This is a genomic window from Caenibius tardaugens NBRC 16725, from assembly GCF_003860345.1.
Classification (GTDB): Bacteria; Pseudomonadota; Alphaproteobacteria; order Sphingomonadales; family Sphingomonadaceae; genus Caenibius; species Caenibius tardaugens.
Genome location: NZ_CP034179.1, coordinates 51,789 through 66,632, shown reverse-complemented (window position 1 = coordinate 66,632; position 14,844 = coordinate 51,789). Strand labels below are relative to the sequence as shown.

At 61.5% G+C, this 14,844-nt stretch carries 11 protein-coding genes and 1 pseudogene; 5 read left to right on the top strand and 7 right to left on the bottom strand.

The annotated features are described in order from the left end of the window. The first annotated feature begins 30 nt into the window (after positions 1-30). Positions 31-1,653 (top strand): lysine--tRNA ligase, encoded by a 1,623-nt coding sequence (locus EGO55_RS00315; RefSeq protein WP_021688983.1) that lies wholly within the window; start codon positions 31-33, stop codon positions 1,651-1,653. Between the two features lie 18 nt (positions 1,654-1,671). Further along, the gene (locus tag EGO55_RS00310) at positions 1,672-2,208 is read left to right on the top strand and encodes a DUF1003 domain-containing protein (RefSeq protein ID WP_021688982.1); all 537 of its coding nucleotides are present in this window, start codon (positions 1,672-1,674) and stop codon (positions 2,206-2,208) included. A gap of 41 nt (positions 2,209-2,249) precedes the next feature. On the opposite strand, the gene EGO55_RS00305 is transcribed toward EGO55_RS00310, so the two are convergent. Next, entirely contained in the window at positions 2,250-2,933 is a 684-nt protein-coding gene (locus EGO55_RS00305) for a 2OG-Fe(II) oxygenase (RefSeq protein WP_021688981.1), read from the bottom strand. 175 nt (positions 2,934-3,108) lie between these two features. After that, the gene (locus EGO55_RS00300; RefSeq protein ID WP_040715001.1) at positions 3,109-4,038 is read right to left on the bottom strand and encodes an RcnB family protein; all 930 of its coding nucleotides are present in this window, start codon (positions 4,036-4,038) and stop codon (positions 3,109-3,111) included. Between the two features lie 417 nt (positions 4,039-4,455). Between EGO55_RS00300 and EGO55_RS00295 the strand changes: the two are divergent. From EGO55_RS00295 to EGO55_RS00285, 3 genes and pseudogenes are all read left to right on the top strand, one after another. Then, positions 4,456-5,895 (top strand): annotated as a pseudogene (locus tag EGO55_RS00295) (DEAD/DEAH box helicase); the annotation flags it as partial. Between the two features lie 474 nt (positions 5,896-6,369). Then, positions 6,370-6,840, top strand: a complete 471-nt coding sequence (locus EGO55_RS00290) for a hypothetical protein (RefSeq protein WP_021688978.1) — start codon at positions 6,370-6,372, stop codon at positions 6,838-6,840. A gap of 156 nt (positions 6,841-6,996) precedes the next feature. Continuing rightward, positions 6,997-7,413 carry a hypothetical protein gene (locus EGO55_RS00285; protein WP_040715000.1) on the top strand — a complete coding sequence of 139 codons (417 nt, stop codon included), beginning with the start codon at positions 6,997-6,999 and terminating at the stop codon, positions 7,411-7,413. 56 nt (positions 7,414-7,469) lie between these two features. Here EGO55_RS00285 and ettA read toward each other — a convergent pair whose 3' ends face one another. The 5 genes from ettA to EGO55_RS00260 form a co-directional block, all read right to left on the bottom strand. Then, positions 7,470-9,149, bottom strand: coding sequence for an energy-dependent translational throttle protein EttA (gene ettA / locus EGO55_RS00280; protein WP_021688976.1), 1,680 nt, complete (start codon positions 9,147-9,149; stop codon positions 7,470-7,472). 95 nt (positions 9,150-9,244) lie between these two features. Continuing rightward, positions 9,245-12,670: a chromosome segregation SMC family protein gene (locus tag EGO55_RS00275; RefSeq protein ID WP_021688975.1), complete on the bottom strand. Its 3,426-nt coding sequence runs from the start codon at positions 12,668-12,670 to the stop codon at positions 9,245-9,247. Between the two features lie 36 nt (positions 12,671-12,706). Further along, positions 12,707-13,465, bottom strand: a complete 759-nt coding sequence (locus EGO55_RS00270; RefSeq protein WP_021688974.1) for a thioredoxin domain-containing protein — start codon at positions 13,463-13,465, stop codon at positions 12,707-12,709. A gap of 108 nt (positions 13,466-13,573) precedes the next feature. Then, positions 13,574-14,254, bottom strand: a complete 681-nt coding sequence (locus tag EGO55_RS00265; protein ID WP_021688973.1) for a thioredoxin domain-containing protein — start codon at positions 14,252-14,254, stop codon at positions 13,574-13,576. Positions 14,255-14,256: 2 nt separating this feature from the next. Further along, positions 14,257-14,835 carry a DUF721 domain-containing protein gene (locus tag EGO55_RS00260; RefSeq protein ID WP_021688972.1) on the bottom strand — a complete coding sequence of 193 codons (579 nt, stop codon included), beginning with the start codon at positions 14,833-14,835 and terminating at the stop codon, positions 14,257-14,259. Positions 14,836-14,844: the final 9 nt, after the last annotated feature.

Below are 14,844 nucleotides of genomic sequence, written 5' to 3'. Positions count from 1 at the left end.
ACGGCGCGCGAGGCGCAATGGACGCCCGCCATGAGCCAAGAAAACCTGATCGCAGCCGCACATTCCTCCAAGGCATGGCCTTTCGAAGAGGCCCGCAAGCTTGCCAAGCGTTACCCCGACGGGAAACGCGGCAAGGATGGTGCGCTCGAACCGGTTCTGTTCGAAACCGGCTATGGCCCGTCGGGCCTGCCGCATATCGGCACGTTTCAGGAAGTCTTGCGCACCACGCTGGTGCGCCGGGCATACGAAGTGCTGACCGATGGCGCGCCAACCCGGCTGGTGGCGTTCAGCGACGATATGGACGGCCTGCGCAAGGTACCCGACAATGTGCCGAACGCGGAGCTGCTGTCCGCCAATCTCGGCAAGCCCTTGTCGCGTATTCCCGATCCTTTCGGAAAGTTTGAAAGCTTCGCGCATCACAACAATGCGATGCTGCGGGAATTCCTCGATCGTTTCGGGTTCGACTATGAATTCGTATCGGCATCGGATCGCTACAATTCCGGCGCGTTTGACGATGCCTTGCGCAATGTCCTGCGTCATTACGGTGCGATCATGGATGTCATGCTGCCGACGCTGCGGGCGGAACGGCAGGCGACTTATTCGCCGGTGCTGCCGGTCAGCCCCACCAGCGGGATTGTCCTGCAGGTGCCTGTGGAGGTGGTCGATGTCGATGCCGGGATCATCCGCTTCGAGGATGAAGGCAAGACGGTCGAGCAGACCATTTTTGGCGGTCATGCCAAGCTGCAGTGGAAAGTCGACTGGGCGATGCGCTGGGTCGCATTGGGCGTCGATTACGAAATGTGCGGCAAGGATCTGACGGACAGCGTCACCCAGTCGGGCAAGATTGCGAAAATTCTTGGCGGCCGCCGCCCGGATGGTCTGATCTACGAACTGTTCCTTGACGAAAAGGGCGAGAAGATTTCCAAATCCAAGGGCAATGGCCTGACGATTGAGGAATGGCTGCGCTATGGCACGGAAGAAAGCCTTGGCTTCTATCTGTTCCGCGAACCGAAGAGCGCCAAGCAATTGCACATGGGCATCATTCCCCGGGCCGTGGACGAATATTGGCAGTTCCGCGAGAAGCTTCCGACACAGCCGATCGAACAGCAGCTTGGCAATCCGGTCTGGCACCTGTTGCGCGCCAATGGCGGTACGGCTGGCGCCGATGCCCCCGGGGCGGGGGACAAGGTTGCCGTGACGTTCGGGCTGCTGCTCAATCTTGTCGGCGTGCTGGGCCCGCATGCCACGCACGAACAGGTCTGGTCCTATCTTGGAAATTACGTCGAAGACGTCGATCCGGCGGACCATCCCGAACTCAATGCCCTGATCGAACCTGCGCTGGCCTACAACCGTGATGTCGTGGCGCCTTCACTGCAACGGCGCGCACCTGCGGCTAACGAAGCGGACGCGTTGAAGGCGCTGGATGCGGCGCTGGCTGCCATGGGGGATGAACCTTCTGCCGAAGATATCCAGACAGCGGTCTACGAGATCGGCAAACTGGAAGACTACGGGTTCGAGAACCTGCGCGACTGGTTCAAGGCCCTGTATGAAACCCTGCTTGGTTCGTCACAGGGGCCGCGTATGGGCAGTTTCATTGCGCTTTATGGCATTGCCAATACCCGTAAGCTGATTGAAGAAGCATTGGCGCGGTAACTGGCTGGAAGGGGCTCTATGAAACTGGATACGAGTCCCGAAGGTCTGGCCGAGGAATTGCTCGGCCGGCCCTTCGATCAGTTGGATGCCGAAGAACGCGCGGTGCTGCACCGGGTCTGTTCGGGTGAAGTGTTTGGCCTGGATGCCGATGAACGCGCAGCCGCCAGCGCGTCATTTGGCGACAAGCTGGCGGATCGGGTGGCGGCCGTAGGTGGCAGCTGGGCGTTTATCGGCAGCTTTGTGCTGGTTCTGTTTGTCTGGATGGTGATAAACAGCCACGTGCTCGAACAACTCGGCTTCCACCCGTTTGACGCCTATCCCTACATTTTTCTCAATCTGATGCTGTCGATGCTGGCCGCCTTGCAGGCACCGGTCATCATGATGAGCCAGAACCGACAGGCCAAGAAGGACCGGGTCGCCGCGCGCCACGATTACGAGGTCAATCTGCGCACGACGATCGAACTTTTGCGGCTTCACCGGAAGATCGACCGGGTGCTTAGCCGGCTCGGGCATCTCGAGAACGGCAATCACGCCGAACCGGGCCGCCGCGAATAGCGGGAGGTATTCGGCTCTAAGCTGACCGGATCAGGCCGCGGTCACTTCCAGGGCCGTACGCGATACCACCGGGTTACCACGTGCTTGAACCCCTTGATGACAGGCATCGCGGCATGCATGGTCTGTTCGTTGGGCACGCCTTCCGGTGTGGCGTTGTTCCAGATCACCAGCGCGCCCTTTTGCGGGGTTACTTTCATGCCAATATGGGTGAAGTGCGTTTCGCCGCCTTCTTCAACATCGTTGAGATAGGCCATTGCGGTCCAGCAGCGTTGCCCGCCATGTGTGCTTTCGTGCTTCCAGTGCGGCTGGCTGGGGTGGAACCAGTCGCAATGCTGCTTGTATTGCTGCCCGGGCAGATAGCGTTGGCCCTGCAGCGTTTCGCCCAGTTCCGATCGTAGCCCGAGCAGATCGTCGATCCGGCGCGTCACCATCTGCACAAAAGGGTCCGACGGATCGAGATTGCCGGAATAGCTGGTGCGATAGCCTGCTTTCAGATCGTCTTCCGCGAACAGCGTCGATGGCTGGGCGACATGGTCGATCTGCGTGACCAGTGCATCGCATTCCGTCTCGTCGAGGAACGCCCCCACCGCGTATATGTGCGCCTGATCCACCGGAAGTCGGTGGACATGCGGATTGCTGTCGAGCCGGGCCATCACGGCCTTGCCAATCCGGGCGAGGGGTTGTTGATCGGGAAACGGAGCGGATCTGTGCTTGGCGGTCGTCATTCGGGGCTAGTCTAGAAAATCGGACAGGCCCCCCGCAAGATGTTTGATGCGCCGGTCGATGCGTTCGTCGATCCGCACGGGTGGTGCGCAGGTGCCAAGGGCCCACGGAAAACCCCCGCCCGAGGGATGAGGCGGGGGTTCCGTGCCCTGGAGCCGACCACTCCTCGGCCCGGGCTTACCAGAAGAAGTCGTATATCACGTCTACGACTTCGCCACTGTAAATATCGACCAGAAGCACGTCATCGTAATAGCGTACCCAACGATAGGGCCCATATGCCGAGGGGAGACGATAGGACCATGGGTCGTTAATCCAGTAGCGGTTCGAGTAGAACATGGAGTCCATGAAGAACCCGATGCTCAGCCGACGATAGGACCAGTTGTTGTACGGGGAATAATACCGTCCAACGCGATAGTGGTTCCTGTTTGTGGTGCGATAGCGATTCCAGTCATACCGGTCGTTGTCGCGCCAGCGGCGGTCCCACTTGCGGTCGTCGCGCCGGGCATCACGATAACGGTTGTTGTCGTTCCGGTCGCGCCAGTTGCTGTTCTGGTCACGGTTGTCGCGCCAGTTGTTGTTCCGGTCACGGTTGTTGTCGCGCCAGTTGTTGTTCCGATCGCGATTGGCATCGCGCCAGTTCTGCTGCGTCTGCGGATTGCGTGTGACCACGCGGTTGTCGTTGCGACGGTCGTTGTTGCGGTTGATCTGCGCGGCACGACGGTCGGCGTCGCGGTTTACCTGGGCAGCCCGGCGTTGTGCGTCCTGATTGACCTGCGCGGCGCGGCGTTCGCTATCGCGGTTGACTTGCGCGGCGCGGCGATCACCCCAGTTTTCAGCGCGTGGCGGGGCGGCATTGGTGCGTTGCTGAATCTGGCGTGCGCGGAAATCGCCATTGCGTTCAATCCGCTGCGCTTGACGTTCGCCACGGTTTTCGATCCGGTTAGCGCGGGATTCAGCCTGGCGCTGCACGCGTTCGGCGCGTTGCGCATTCGATGCGTCACGGCGATTCTCGTTCTGCGCCATAGCTTGGCCGGGCAGGGCAGTGATGGCCATGGTTGCGGCCAGAGCCATCATGCCACTCGATTTCAGAAGTTCTTTGACAGACATTGCGGCATCTCCGTTCGCCACATCTTCAGGTAGAAGGCGGCGTTGTGTAGGAATCTATGCCTCACGCCCTGTCCCAAAGGTGAACCGCATCGCCAGGTTTCTGTTCAGGTTAAATGGCTGTTTTCTGACATTGGATGGTGCAGCCAGTCAGCTAACCAGTGCGAATCGCGGCGTGATGCCCGCGAATCGAAAGGTTCTTGTTATCTACAGTGTTGTCGGCTAAAGGCCCCTCGCATTGGCGCCTTGGGGGTTATCCCATCGCCGTCCGCAGCAGCGTGAAGCCCGACCATTTGATGGGCCTTGCGCGGACGAATGATCGCCGCACCGCCTGAAGCTTCCTTTTTCACGCAGGGTCGCATCGTACGAACCCTGTCGTGCGCGTTGATCGCGCGCGTCGTGAAGTATTGAGAGTAATCCATGTCTTATTTTTCTGATCTCGGCCTGGCCGAGCCCGTTTTGCGCGCGCTTGGCACCAAAGGCTACGCTGATCCCACGCCGATTCAACGCGAAGCCATTCCTGCGCTGCTCGAAGGGCGCGACCTTCTGGGTATCGCCCAGACGGGCACTGGCAAGACTGCCGCTTTCTCGCTGCCATCGCTGCATCGGCTGGCTGCCGATCCCAAGCCGAAAAAGAATGCGTCCTGCCGTATGCTCGTGCTGTCGCCCACGCGCGAACTGGCCGCGCAGATTGCCGAAAACATGCGCGGGTATGCGAAGTATCTCGCGCTGAACATCCAGTGCGTTTTCGGTGGTGTGCCTGTGGGGCGGCAGGCCCGCGCACTGGTGCCGGGCTGCGATATTCTGGTGGCGACGCCCGGGCGCCTGCTCGACCTTATCGATCAGCGCGCCTTGACGCTGCGTCATGTCGAGATTTTCGTTCTTGATGAAGCCGACCAGATGATGGACCTCGGGTTCATCAACCCGCTGAAGCGGATTGCGGCCATGTTGCCCAAGGAACGGCAGAGCCTGTTCTTCTCGGCAACCATGCCCAAGGCGATCGCCGATCTGGGCAAGCAGTTCATCGAAAACCCCGTGCGGGTTGAAGTCGCCCCGCAGTCGACCACGGCCGAACGGGTGGAACAATATGCGGTCTTCCTCAACCAGGCGGAAAAGCAGGCGTTGCTCACCATGCGTCTGCGCGATGGTCTGGGCGATAACACGATCGATCGTGCGCTGGTGTTCACGCGTACCAAGCATGGTGCGGACCGTGTGGTGCGGCATCTGGCAAGCGCCGGTGTTTCCGCCGCCGCCATCCATGGCAACAAGAGCCAGGCCCAACGCACCGCTGCGATCAAGGGCTTTCGTTCCGGGTCGGTCCGGGTGCTGGTTGCGACGGATATCGCCGCGCGCGGCATTGATATTCCGGGCGTGAGCCATGTGTTCAATTTCGAAATGCCGAATGTGCCCGAACAGTACGTGCACCGCATTGGCCGCACCGCGCGCGCCGGGGCGGATGGTATCGCGGTCAGCTTCGTTGCGCCGGATGAAAAGCCCTATTTGCGCGACATCGAACGTTTGACCCGCGTGAAGCTGACCCAGCAATCCTTGCCAGAGGACTTTGAGAAGCAGGCGTCGCGTCTGCCGCTGCCTTCGCGCAAGCAGGTGCAGGAAGCGGTCGCAGAGGATGGCCGTCCGGCACATCATCAGGCACGCGGACGTGGCCGTGATGGCCAACGTGGTGACGGGCGCCAGCGTGATGGCGAACGCGCACCGCGCCAGCGTCAGGAACGCGGTCCTGCAAAGGCCCGTACCGACCGCACGCATATCCGGTCTGACCGGCTTCCGGGCGGCGGTGAAGACCGTGCGGCCCGTCCGCAGCAATCGCGGTCCCGCGATGATCGCAGTGCGCGCCCCGAACGCGTAGGTCGCCCCGAGCAGGGCCAGCGTACGGGTGAACGCGGTTATGGCGAGCGCAGCTATGGTGAGCGTAGCCACGGTGAACGCAGCCATGCGCCGCGTGGCGACCGGATGCCGCGTGAAAACAATCGCCGTGATGGCGCCCCGCGTGAGGGTGGCCAGCGCGATGGTGGCCCGCGCGACAACGCACGCCGCGATGGCGGTCGCCGGGACGGCCCCCGTCAAGACGGCGCACGCCGCGAGGGCGGTCGGACCGGACAGGGCCATGGCGGCCCGCGCAATGCCGGGGGTGGGAATGCCGGTGGTCAGCGCCCGATGCGCCGCCAGCGTCAGCCCGAAGGCTAATATCAATGTGTATTGCCGGTGACGGGACGCGCGTTTCGTCACCGGCAATACAACGGAAACGGTGTAATTTGCTGTTGACGGGATTTAATGAATGCGCATTGTGACCCGATATTTGCGGGGGGGGTAATAATGCGCGCTATTTTGATTTCTTTTACTGCTTTGGTGATGGCGATTTCTTCACCTGGCATGGCTGAAGACGCACCAGCAAAAACAGTGCTTGTAAACGAAGAGTTTGGCGTACCCGTATTCCCGTATGATCTGACTGATCGTCCCTACAAGGTATTGGGCGAAGTCAAAGCTAGCGTACGGAAGGCCACCATTTTCAGCAAAGCACCGAGTCAGGAAAAAATTTACCGCGAGTTATGGGAGCGAGGCCAAAAACTTGGTGCCGATGCGGTGGTCAAGGCCGAGTACGGTGATCCGAAGATAACAGCACTGAGCTGGGGGGCATCGGCAGCCAAAGGGGTTGCGATCAAGTTTTTGGCCCCGACACCTGCTGACTCTCACGGCGTTGCTTCTGCTTCAGCGGGTGATGCCTCTGCGCAGTCGTCGACACCAGCCGATAATGCTGGCTCAGAAGCCGGGCTGCCGGTTGAATAAGCCTTGTTAGGTGCCGGTCTATTAATCGTAGCAACGCTGGGTTCTGGTCCTGCGGTTGAGGCAACTTTGCCTGAAGCAGTACCGGTAGTGGTTGCGGAAGAAGCAATTCCATCATCCGAAGTCGCGAGAGTGCCTCCGGGGACACCTGTGCGCCTGATGATTCTCAAGGAAATCAATAGTCGCACAGCTGTCGTGGGTGAGCGCTTTCGTTTGCGCGTAAGTGAGCCCATCTTCATAAATGGCAAACCCGTTGTTCCTGTCGGTACGGATGCGTGGGCTGAAGTGTTCTCGGCGCAGCGCAACGGTGCGGTTGGCAAGGGGGGCAAGCTTGTGGTTAAACTGCTTTATATTGATGCCCCCGGTGGACAAATCCCGCTGCGTGGGGAGGTCAATGATGAGGGCGGCGGTAATGCTGGCGGCGTGCTCATGGCTGTCGTGGGCTTTGGTATCTTTGGTCTTCTGAACGGCGGTGACAGTGCTCGGCTGAAAGGTGGAGAGACCTTTACCGGGTTTGTGGATGATTATCCCTCACCGCAAATATCTGCGGAACCGATCGAAGCCACGCAGCAATAAGAAAGGGCCGCTTACCATTGGGTAAGCGGCCCTTTCTTATGCGGTGTGCTGAAGGATCAGCGTGTCAGCTTCTTGTAGGCCAGACGCGTCGGGCGGTCAGCCGCGTCGCCCAGACGGCGACGCTTGTCTTCTTCGTACGCTTCGAAGTTGCCTTCGAACCATTCGACATGGCTATTGCCTTCGAAGGCGAGGATGTGCGTTGCCAGACGGTCGAGGAAGAAGCGGTCGTGGCTGATGACCACGGCGCAACCGGCGAAGTTTTCAATCGCGTCTTCGAGGGCTGCCAGCGTTTCCACGTCAAGGTCGTTGGTTGGTTCGTCGAGCAGCAGTACGTTACCGCCCTGCTTGAGCATCTTGGCCATGTGCACGCGGTTGCGTTCACCGCCTGAAAGCTTGCCGACGTTCTTCTGTTGGTCTGCGCCCTTGAAGTTGAAGGCGCCGACATAGGCGCGGGTCGACGTGTCGTGCCCGTTGACCTTCATATAATCGAGCCCGTCGGAGATTTCTTCCCAGACGTTCTTCGACGGATCAAGATGATCGCGGCTTTGATCAACATAGCCGAGGCGGACGGTTTCACCGATGGCCACTTCGCCCGAATCCGGGGTTTCCTTGCCAGTCAGAATCTTGAACAGCGTCGATTTACCCGCGCCGTTCGGCCCGATCACGCCGACAATGCCGCCCGGGGGCAGCATGAACGAAAGGTCTTCGAACAGCAGCTTGTCACCATAAGCCTTGGAAATGCCCTTGGCTTCGATGACCTTGCCGCCAAGGCGCTCGGGAACCTGAATGACGATCTGGGCCTTACCGGGGCGGCGATCGTTCTGAGCTTCCTGCAACTGTTCGAACTTGCGGATACGGGCCTTGCTCTTGGTCTGACGGGCGGCAGGGGTCTGCCGGATCCATTCGAGTTCTTCCTTGAGCGCCTTGGAACGGCCGCTTTCTTCGCGGTCTTCCTGTTCGAGACGTTTGGCCTTCTTTTCGAGATAGGTCGAATAGTTGCCTTCGTAGGGGAAGTAGCGGCCACGATCGAGTTCGAGAATCCAGCCCACCACATTGTCGAGGAAGTAGCGGTCGTGGGTGATCATCAGCACCGCACCGGCATATTCCTTGAGGTGGTTTTCCAGCCATTCGACCGATTCCGCGTCAAGGTGGTTGGTCGGTTCGTCGAGCAGCAGGATCGACGGCTTCTGGATCAGGAGGCGGGTCAGCGCGATGCGGCGCTTTTCACCGCCGGACAGGCTGTCGACCGGCCAGTCGCCCGGCGGGCAACGTAGCGCTTCCATGGCGATTTCAAGCTGGTTGTCCAGCGTCCAGCCATCCACGGCGTCGATCTTTTCCTGCAGCGTGCCCATTTCGTCCATCAGGGCATCGAAGTCCGCATCTTCCGGCGGATCGGCCATCAGCATCGAAATCTCGTTGAAGCGATCGACCATGTCGGCCACTTCGCGGGCGCCGTCCTTGACGTTTTCGAGCACGGTTTTGCTCGTGTCGAGTTCCGGTTCCTGCGCCAGATAGCCGACCGTGATGTTTTCGCCCGGCCATGCTTCACCGGTGAAATCGGTATCGATGCCGCCCATGATCTTCATCAGCGTCGATTTACCGACGCCGTTCGGGCCAACGATGCCGATTTTGGCACCCTGATAGAACTGCAGGTTGATGTCGTTGAGCACCGGCTTCTGCGCGCCGGGGAAGGTCTTTGTCATGCTTTTCATGACATATGCGTATTGGGCGGCCATTGTCGTCCTTCGGGGGTATCTGCTGACTGTTTGGAATTTGCCCGCCATGTAGCGATGGTGGGCCTCAGGGGCAAGGTTTGCGAAGCGGATGCGCCCTATTCCGCAGCCAGCAATTGCTCCGCCGCGCCCAGATCGACACTGACAAGCCGGGAAACACCCTTTTCGACCATGGTCACGCCGAACAGGCGGTTCATACGGCTCATGGTGACGGCATTATGGGTGACGATGAGATAACGGGTTTCGGTTTCGCGTTGCATGGCGTCGAGCAGGTCGCAGAAACGATCGATATTGGCATCGTCCAGCGGGGCATCGACTTCGTCGAGCACGCAGATCGGGGCCGGATTGGTCAGGAACAGCGCGAAAATCAGGGCGACTGCGGTCAGGGCCTGTTCGCCGCCGGACAGCAGGCTGAGCGATTGCAGGCGCTTGCCCGGCGGTTGGGCGTAGATTTCGAGGCCGGCTTCCAGCGGATCGTCGGAATCGATCAGCGCCAGATGGGCTTGCCCGCCTTCGAACAACCGGGTGAACAGGCGCCGGAAATGTCCGTCTACTTCCTCGAACGCGGCGCGCAACCGTTCGCGCCCTTCGCGATTGAGGCTGCCGATGGAACCGCGCAACCGATGCACGGCTTCGGCCAGTTCCGCCTGTTCCGCCGCGCTTTCGCCATGGCGCGTCTCGATTTCGGCCAGTTCATCGGCGGCGACGAGATTGACCGGGCCAATGCGTTCGCGATCGGCGGTCAGTTTTTCCAGCGAGGCCGATTCCGCCGCAGAATCGGCAATGTCCGATTCCGCGAAGCCAAAGCGGCTGACCAGCAATGGTGGCGGGCACTGGAAACGCTCCCCCGAAATGCGCATCATCTCGCTACGGCGGGCTTCCTCGTTTTCCGCGCGTGCGCTGGCCCCGGCGCGATCTTCACGGGCGCTGGCCAATGCTTCGTTGGCTTCGGCCAGATGCGCATCGATGGCCCGTGCCGCTGCGTCTGCATCGGCAAGCGTGCTTTCCGCATCGGCCAGTTCGTTGCCCAGCCGGTCGCGCACCACATCACCCTGTTCGATATCGCGCATGAGCGCGGCGGGTTTGGCAGCGACGACGGCGCGCTCGGTTTCGATTTCCTCGAAACGACGGGCCATTTCGGACAGGCGACGAATGGCTTCGTCGGAACGCGACTGCCAGCTCCGCATGTCCGTCGCGCGTGCCGCTGTGCGTTCGCGCGCGACGGCCAGAGCCTGATCGTGCGCGGCGAGTTCTGCCGTGGCCGCCTGCAAGCTTGCCCGCGCGGCCTCGTGTCGGGCTTGCGCGGCAGCCAGTGTGGAACGGCCATGTTCCGGGTCGGGTAGCGTTGCGCGCCGTTCCTGTGCCGTCTCGCACTCCTGCTGCGCCTGCGCGCGCTGTTCGGCAAGGTCGTTGGCCGTGACGTCCAGTTCTGCAAGACGCGCGGCAAGCCGTTCGCGCGCGGCTTCAGCCTGATCGAGCGTGCGCAGCGCGGTCCGTTCCGTATCGGCCGCGCTGGCTATTTCTCGCTCGGCGGCCACCAGCGCGCGTTGCAGGTCCGCCAGCTGTTCCTGTGCATCCTGTTGTGCGGCACTTGCCTGTTCCACCACAGCGCGCTTGCCGGGCAGTTCCTGCTCCAGTTCCGTAAAGCGGTTTTCCGCTTCCAGCCGCGCCGCTTCTGCGGCCCCTTCGCCGCGTGCGACAAAGCCATCCCAACGACGCAAGCGGCCATCGCGTGTGACCAGCCATTCCCCGGGGGCAAGCGGCTGGCCGGTGTCGGCATCGGACACATGGACCAGCGCGAGCCGCGCAGCCAGTTCGGGCGGGCAATCGGGCACATGGTGCAGCAAACTGTCTGCGACTGCCGCAGGGGCGGGCGATCCGGTCCAGAAGCGCCCTTCGGTGGCGGCGTCGGGTTGGCCCAGCGGGGCCTTGGCGTCGCGGCCCAGAACGGCGGCCAGCGCACGTTCGTATCCGGAGGCGGCGCGCACGCGATCCAGCGCGGACGGAAGGCCATGCTTGTTCGCCGCCTGCTTGGCGCGCGCATCGCGATCGCGCTGCAAGGCACCGAATTCGCGTTCGATGCCCGCCATTTCCGCCTTGGCCGCAGCCAAAGCGGCACCCGCTTCGTCACGGACGGTGGAAAGCTCTTCCTTGCGCGATTGCCGCGCATTCAGGCTATCGCGCAGCGATGCGAGTGCGGCAGTGGCGGAATCCACCGCCTGTCGGGCGGCTAGAACGGCGATTTCCGGATCGTCCTGCGCGGCGAGCGCCGCCCGCATTTCGTCCTGCCTGCGCGCTTCCTGCGACAGCCGGTCAAGCCGGGCGCGGGCCTGCGCCAGTTCCGCCTCTGCCACGCGCCATTCGGCTTCCACGCCAGCGTGATCGGCGGTTGCCTTGGCAAAGGCGAGTTCCGCTGCGCGCGCGGCGCGTTCGCCATCCTCCAGCTTTGCCGCCAGCCCGGGGCGGGCCTGTTCATCCGCAGCGAGGGACTTCTGGCTATCGGCCAGTTCCGTTTCCAGCCGGGCGAGTGCTTCTGCGGCATCGCGAGTCATCCGGTCGGCATCGCCGCGATCTTCTTCCAGACGCGTACGTTGCCGGTCCAGATCGGCAAGGCGTTGTTCGGCAGCCTCCAACTGGCTGGTCAGCGAAGCCATGCGATGGCCGTGCGCGCTGGCATCGTCGCGCCGGTCGGCCAGTGTTTCGCGTGCTTGCGACAGGGCAATCGCGGCGGCTGTTTGCGCCTGCTGAGCTTGCGTGGTGGCCTTCTGCGCGGTGGTGACGCGCGCATCGCAGGCCTGCGCTTCGGCCCGGGCGGCTTCCGCGGCGGTCGCTGCATCACGCCACCGGGCAAACAGCATACGCGCTTCTGCCACCTGAATCTGCGTGGATAGGGCCTTGTACCGTTCCGCCTGCTTTGCCTGCCGACGGAGCGAGGAAATCTGCGTATCCAGCCCGGCCATCAGGTCTTCCAGACGGGCGAGATTGGCTTCGGTCTGGCGCAGCTTGCTTTCCGCGTCCTTGCGCCGGACATGCAACCCGGCAATCCCGGCGGCTTCTTCCAGCATTTGCCGCCGTTCGGCGGGTTTGGCAGTGATAATCCCGGCAATCTTGCCCTGACTGACCAGAGCGGGGCTATGTGCGCCCGTGGCGGCATCGGCGAAGACCAGCGCAATATCCTTGGCCCGGACATCCCGGCCATTGACGCGATAGGCACTGCCAGCGCCGCGTTCGATCCGGCGCGTGACTTCCAGTTCCTCGTTGTCGGAATCCTCGCACTGGAGAACCACTTCGGCGAAATCGCGCGGCGGGCGCTGCGCGGTGCCGGCAAAGATCACGTCTTCCATGCCGCCTGATCGCATGGATTTGGGGGAGTTTTCCCCCATCACCCAACGGATCGCTTCCAGCAGATTGGATTTGCCGCAACCATTGGGGCCGACCACGCCGGTCAGGCCCCGTTCAATGCGCAGTTCCGCAGGTTCGACGAAGCTCTTGAAGCCCGATAATTTGAGCTTCTTGATCTTCATCGTGCCCCACAGCCTCCTGTTATCGTGCCCGACGCATCAGCGTGCGCCAGCGGATTGCAGGACAGGCTCCAACGCTTCCCAGGTCTGCGGTTCGATCTTGCTGCCGTTCAACAGGAAGGATGGCGTGCCATCGATGCCCAGTTCTTCCGATTGCTTGGTCGAACGCTGGACAATCGCTTCGGCAAAGCCCGGTTTCGCAAGGCAGGTGGCGGCCTGATCGCGGGAAATACCGCGTGCCGCGAAAAATTCGGTCAGCCCGGCGGCATCGGCAATGGCCTTGTAGCGGGCGCTCTGGTTTTCGAGCTTCATCGCGGCTTCAACCTTTTCACCATTGGCCTGCACACCCTGAACGATCGCTTCCTGATTGGCCCATACCTGCTCGCTCAGCGCGATATAGCTTTCGGGCGTACCGCAACGGGTGAGCATCGCCATGGTCAGGTCGAGCCCATCATGGATCTGATTGCGCAATTCGTAGCTCACCACGCCGCTTGCCACATATTGCTCGCGCAGTTTGGCCCCGCCTTCCGCAGAGAAATGCGCGCAGTGCGGGCAGGTGAGCGATGCATATTCCACCAGCTTTAGCGGTGCATCGGGATTGCCCATACGATAACCGTCTTCGGGGGTGACAGTGATCACGTCCGCCCACTGCTTGCCCGCAGGCGGGGCAATCGCGGCGATCTTCTCACCCTTTTCCGCAGTGCCGGCAGGGCTGTCTTTCGATCCGCAAGCTGCCAGCCCCAACGAAAGAGGGGCAATCAGTGCGACAAGAGCGGCGCGGCGGAGCAGTTTCGTCATGATGGTTCCTTGCTGGAAAGGGTGAGGTTATCCCAACAATTGCGGTGGGCAAAGAGCGGTGGGCCCCACATCTGGTGTATTCCACAAAAATTGAGAAGCAGTGAAAAGCTAAAGGCGGGAGTCGATCGCCTGCTGCAAGGTTTCCCAGGTGTGGACATTATCGAGCAGCTTACCACCGATGGCGAAGCTGGGTGTTCCTTCGATCCCGAAGCTGTCGGCATCGGCCTTGCTTTGCGCCGCGATGCGTCTGGCCACGGCTTCTTCGGCAAGACACTTGTTCGTGGCGACGCGATCGTATCCCCGTCGGGCCATGATCTCGTAAAACCCGGCATCACCGGCGACGGCGCGCATCCTTTCCGGCATCGATCCGGTGCGCCAGCGGGCTTGCGTTGCAGCGGTCGTTTCGGAAATCCGCTTCAGCCATTGATCCTGACTGCGCAGGATCGCGGTATGATTGGCAAAGAATTTTTCTTTCGGTCCGCATTCGGCCAGCAGCGTGGCGGCAAGATCGACAGGATTGCGGATGAACGGGCGAACCTCGAACGAGGCCTTGCCCGGCGCGATATAGGACAGCCGTAGCGGGCCATCCGACTCTTTTTCGAAATGGGCGCAATGCGAACAGGTGTAGCTGACGAATTCGATCACCGGGACTTTTGCGGCCGGATTACCGAGCCGGTGGCCGCCCCCTTCGGTTTCCACCACATAGCTGTTCCAGTTCGGCCGCGTTGCGGCCCCGGCCGCCACGGCAACGGTCGCCAGAGCGGCAACTACGAGTGCCTTGCGCATCATCCTCACTTCGACCCCTTTTCCTTACCGCCCAGACTGCGGGCGAGTGATTCCAGCACGGTTCGCAATTCCGCGTCTCCGATGTCACGCAACGAATCGCCCAGTTCCATCGGGATCGGCTTGAGCGAAGGCGGCGCGTCTGCGCGCTTTTGCGCATCGGGCGCCTTAACCACGCCTTGCCGGATTTTGATCCGCGCGACGGCATTGTAGCCAAAGAAGCGATTCACCCGTTCGATGATTTCGGGGATAACCTGCTGGATCAGTGGCGCGTGGGCGGGCTTGACCACCAGTTGCAGGATGCCTTCGCTCTTTTCGCCGGGTGGGAAACGAATGGATTCAGGAATGCAGGCGCGGGCATGCGTCTCGCCCACGATGTCCGGCCACCGGGTAACAACGCTGGATTGCACGAAGCCAAACCGGCGAAACGCCGTACGGCCGATCTGGGGCATGAGATCGCCGATGGCGCGTGCCTGTCCGCCACGCGGGCGTTCGTAAGGCTTGGCCTTGTTGCCGCTTTTCGGGCCGCCGCTTTTGGACGTCTTTTTCGGTTTGGGCTCATCCGGTTCCATTGCATCCAAGGCCATGCCATAGGA

Coding starts and splice junctions, on each gene's coding strand:
- EGO55_RS00290 (WP_021688978.1), top strand. CDS start 6,370: ATGCGCGCTATTTTGATTTCTTTTACTGCTTTGGTGATGGCGATTTCT.
- EGO55_RS00270 (WP_021688974.1), bottom strand. CDS start 13,465: ATGACGAAACTGCTCCGCCGCGCCGCTCTTGTCGCACTGATTGCCCCT.
- ettA (WP_021688976.1), bottom strand. CDS start 9,149: ATGGCCGCCCAATACGCATATGTCATGAAAAGCATGACAAAGACCTTC.
- EGO55_RS00305 (WP_021688981.1), bottom strand. CDS start 2,933: ATGACGACCGCCAAGCACAGATCCGCTCCGTTTCCCGATCAACAACCC.
- EGO55_RS00260 (WP_021688972.1), bottom strand. CDS start 14,835: ATGGCCTTGGATGCAATGGAACCGGATGAGCCCAAACCGAAAAAGACG.
- EGO55_RS00315 (WP_021688983.1), top strand. CDS start 31: ATGAGCCAAGAAAACCTGATCGCAGCCGCACATTCCTCCAAGGCATGG.
- EGO55_RS00265 (WP_021688973.1), bottom strand. CDS start 14,254: ATGATGCGCAAGGCACTCGTAGTTGCCGCTCTGGCGACCGTTGCCGTG.
- EGO55_RS00275 (WP_021688975.1), bottom strand. CDS start 12,670: ATGAAGATCAAGAAGCTCAAATTATCGGGCTTCAAGAGCTTCGTCGAA.
- EGO55_RS00310 (WP_021688982.1), top strand. CDS start 1,672: ATGAAACTGGATACGAGTCCCGAAGGTCTGGCCGAGGAATTGCTCGGC.
- EGO55_RS00300 (WP_040715001.1), bottom strand. CDS start 4,038: ATGTCTGTCAAAGAACTTCTGAAATCGAGTGGCATGATGGCTCTGGCC.
- EGO55_RS00285 (WP_040715000.1), top strand. CDS start 6,997: ATGATTCTCAAGGAAATCAATAGTCGCACAGCTGTCGTGGGTGAGCGC.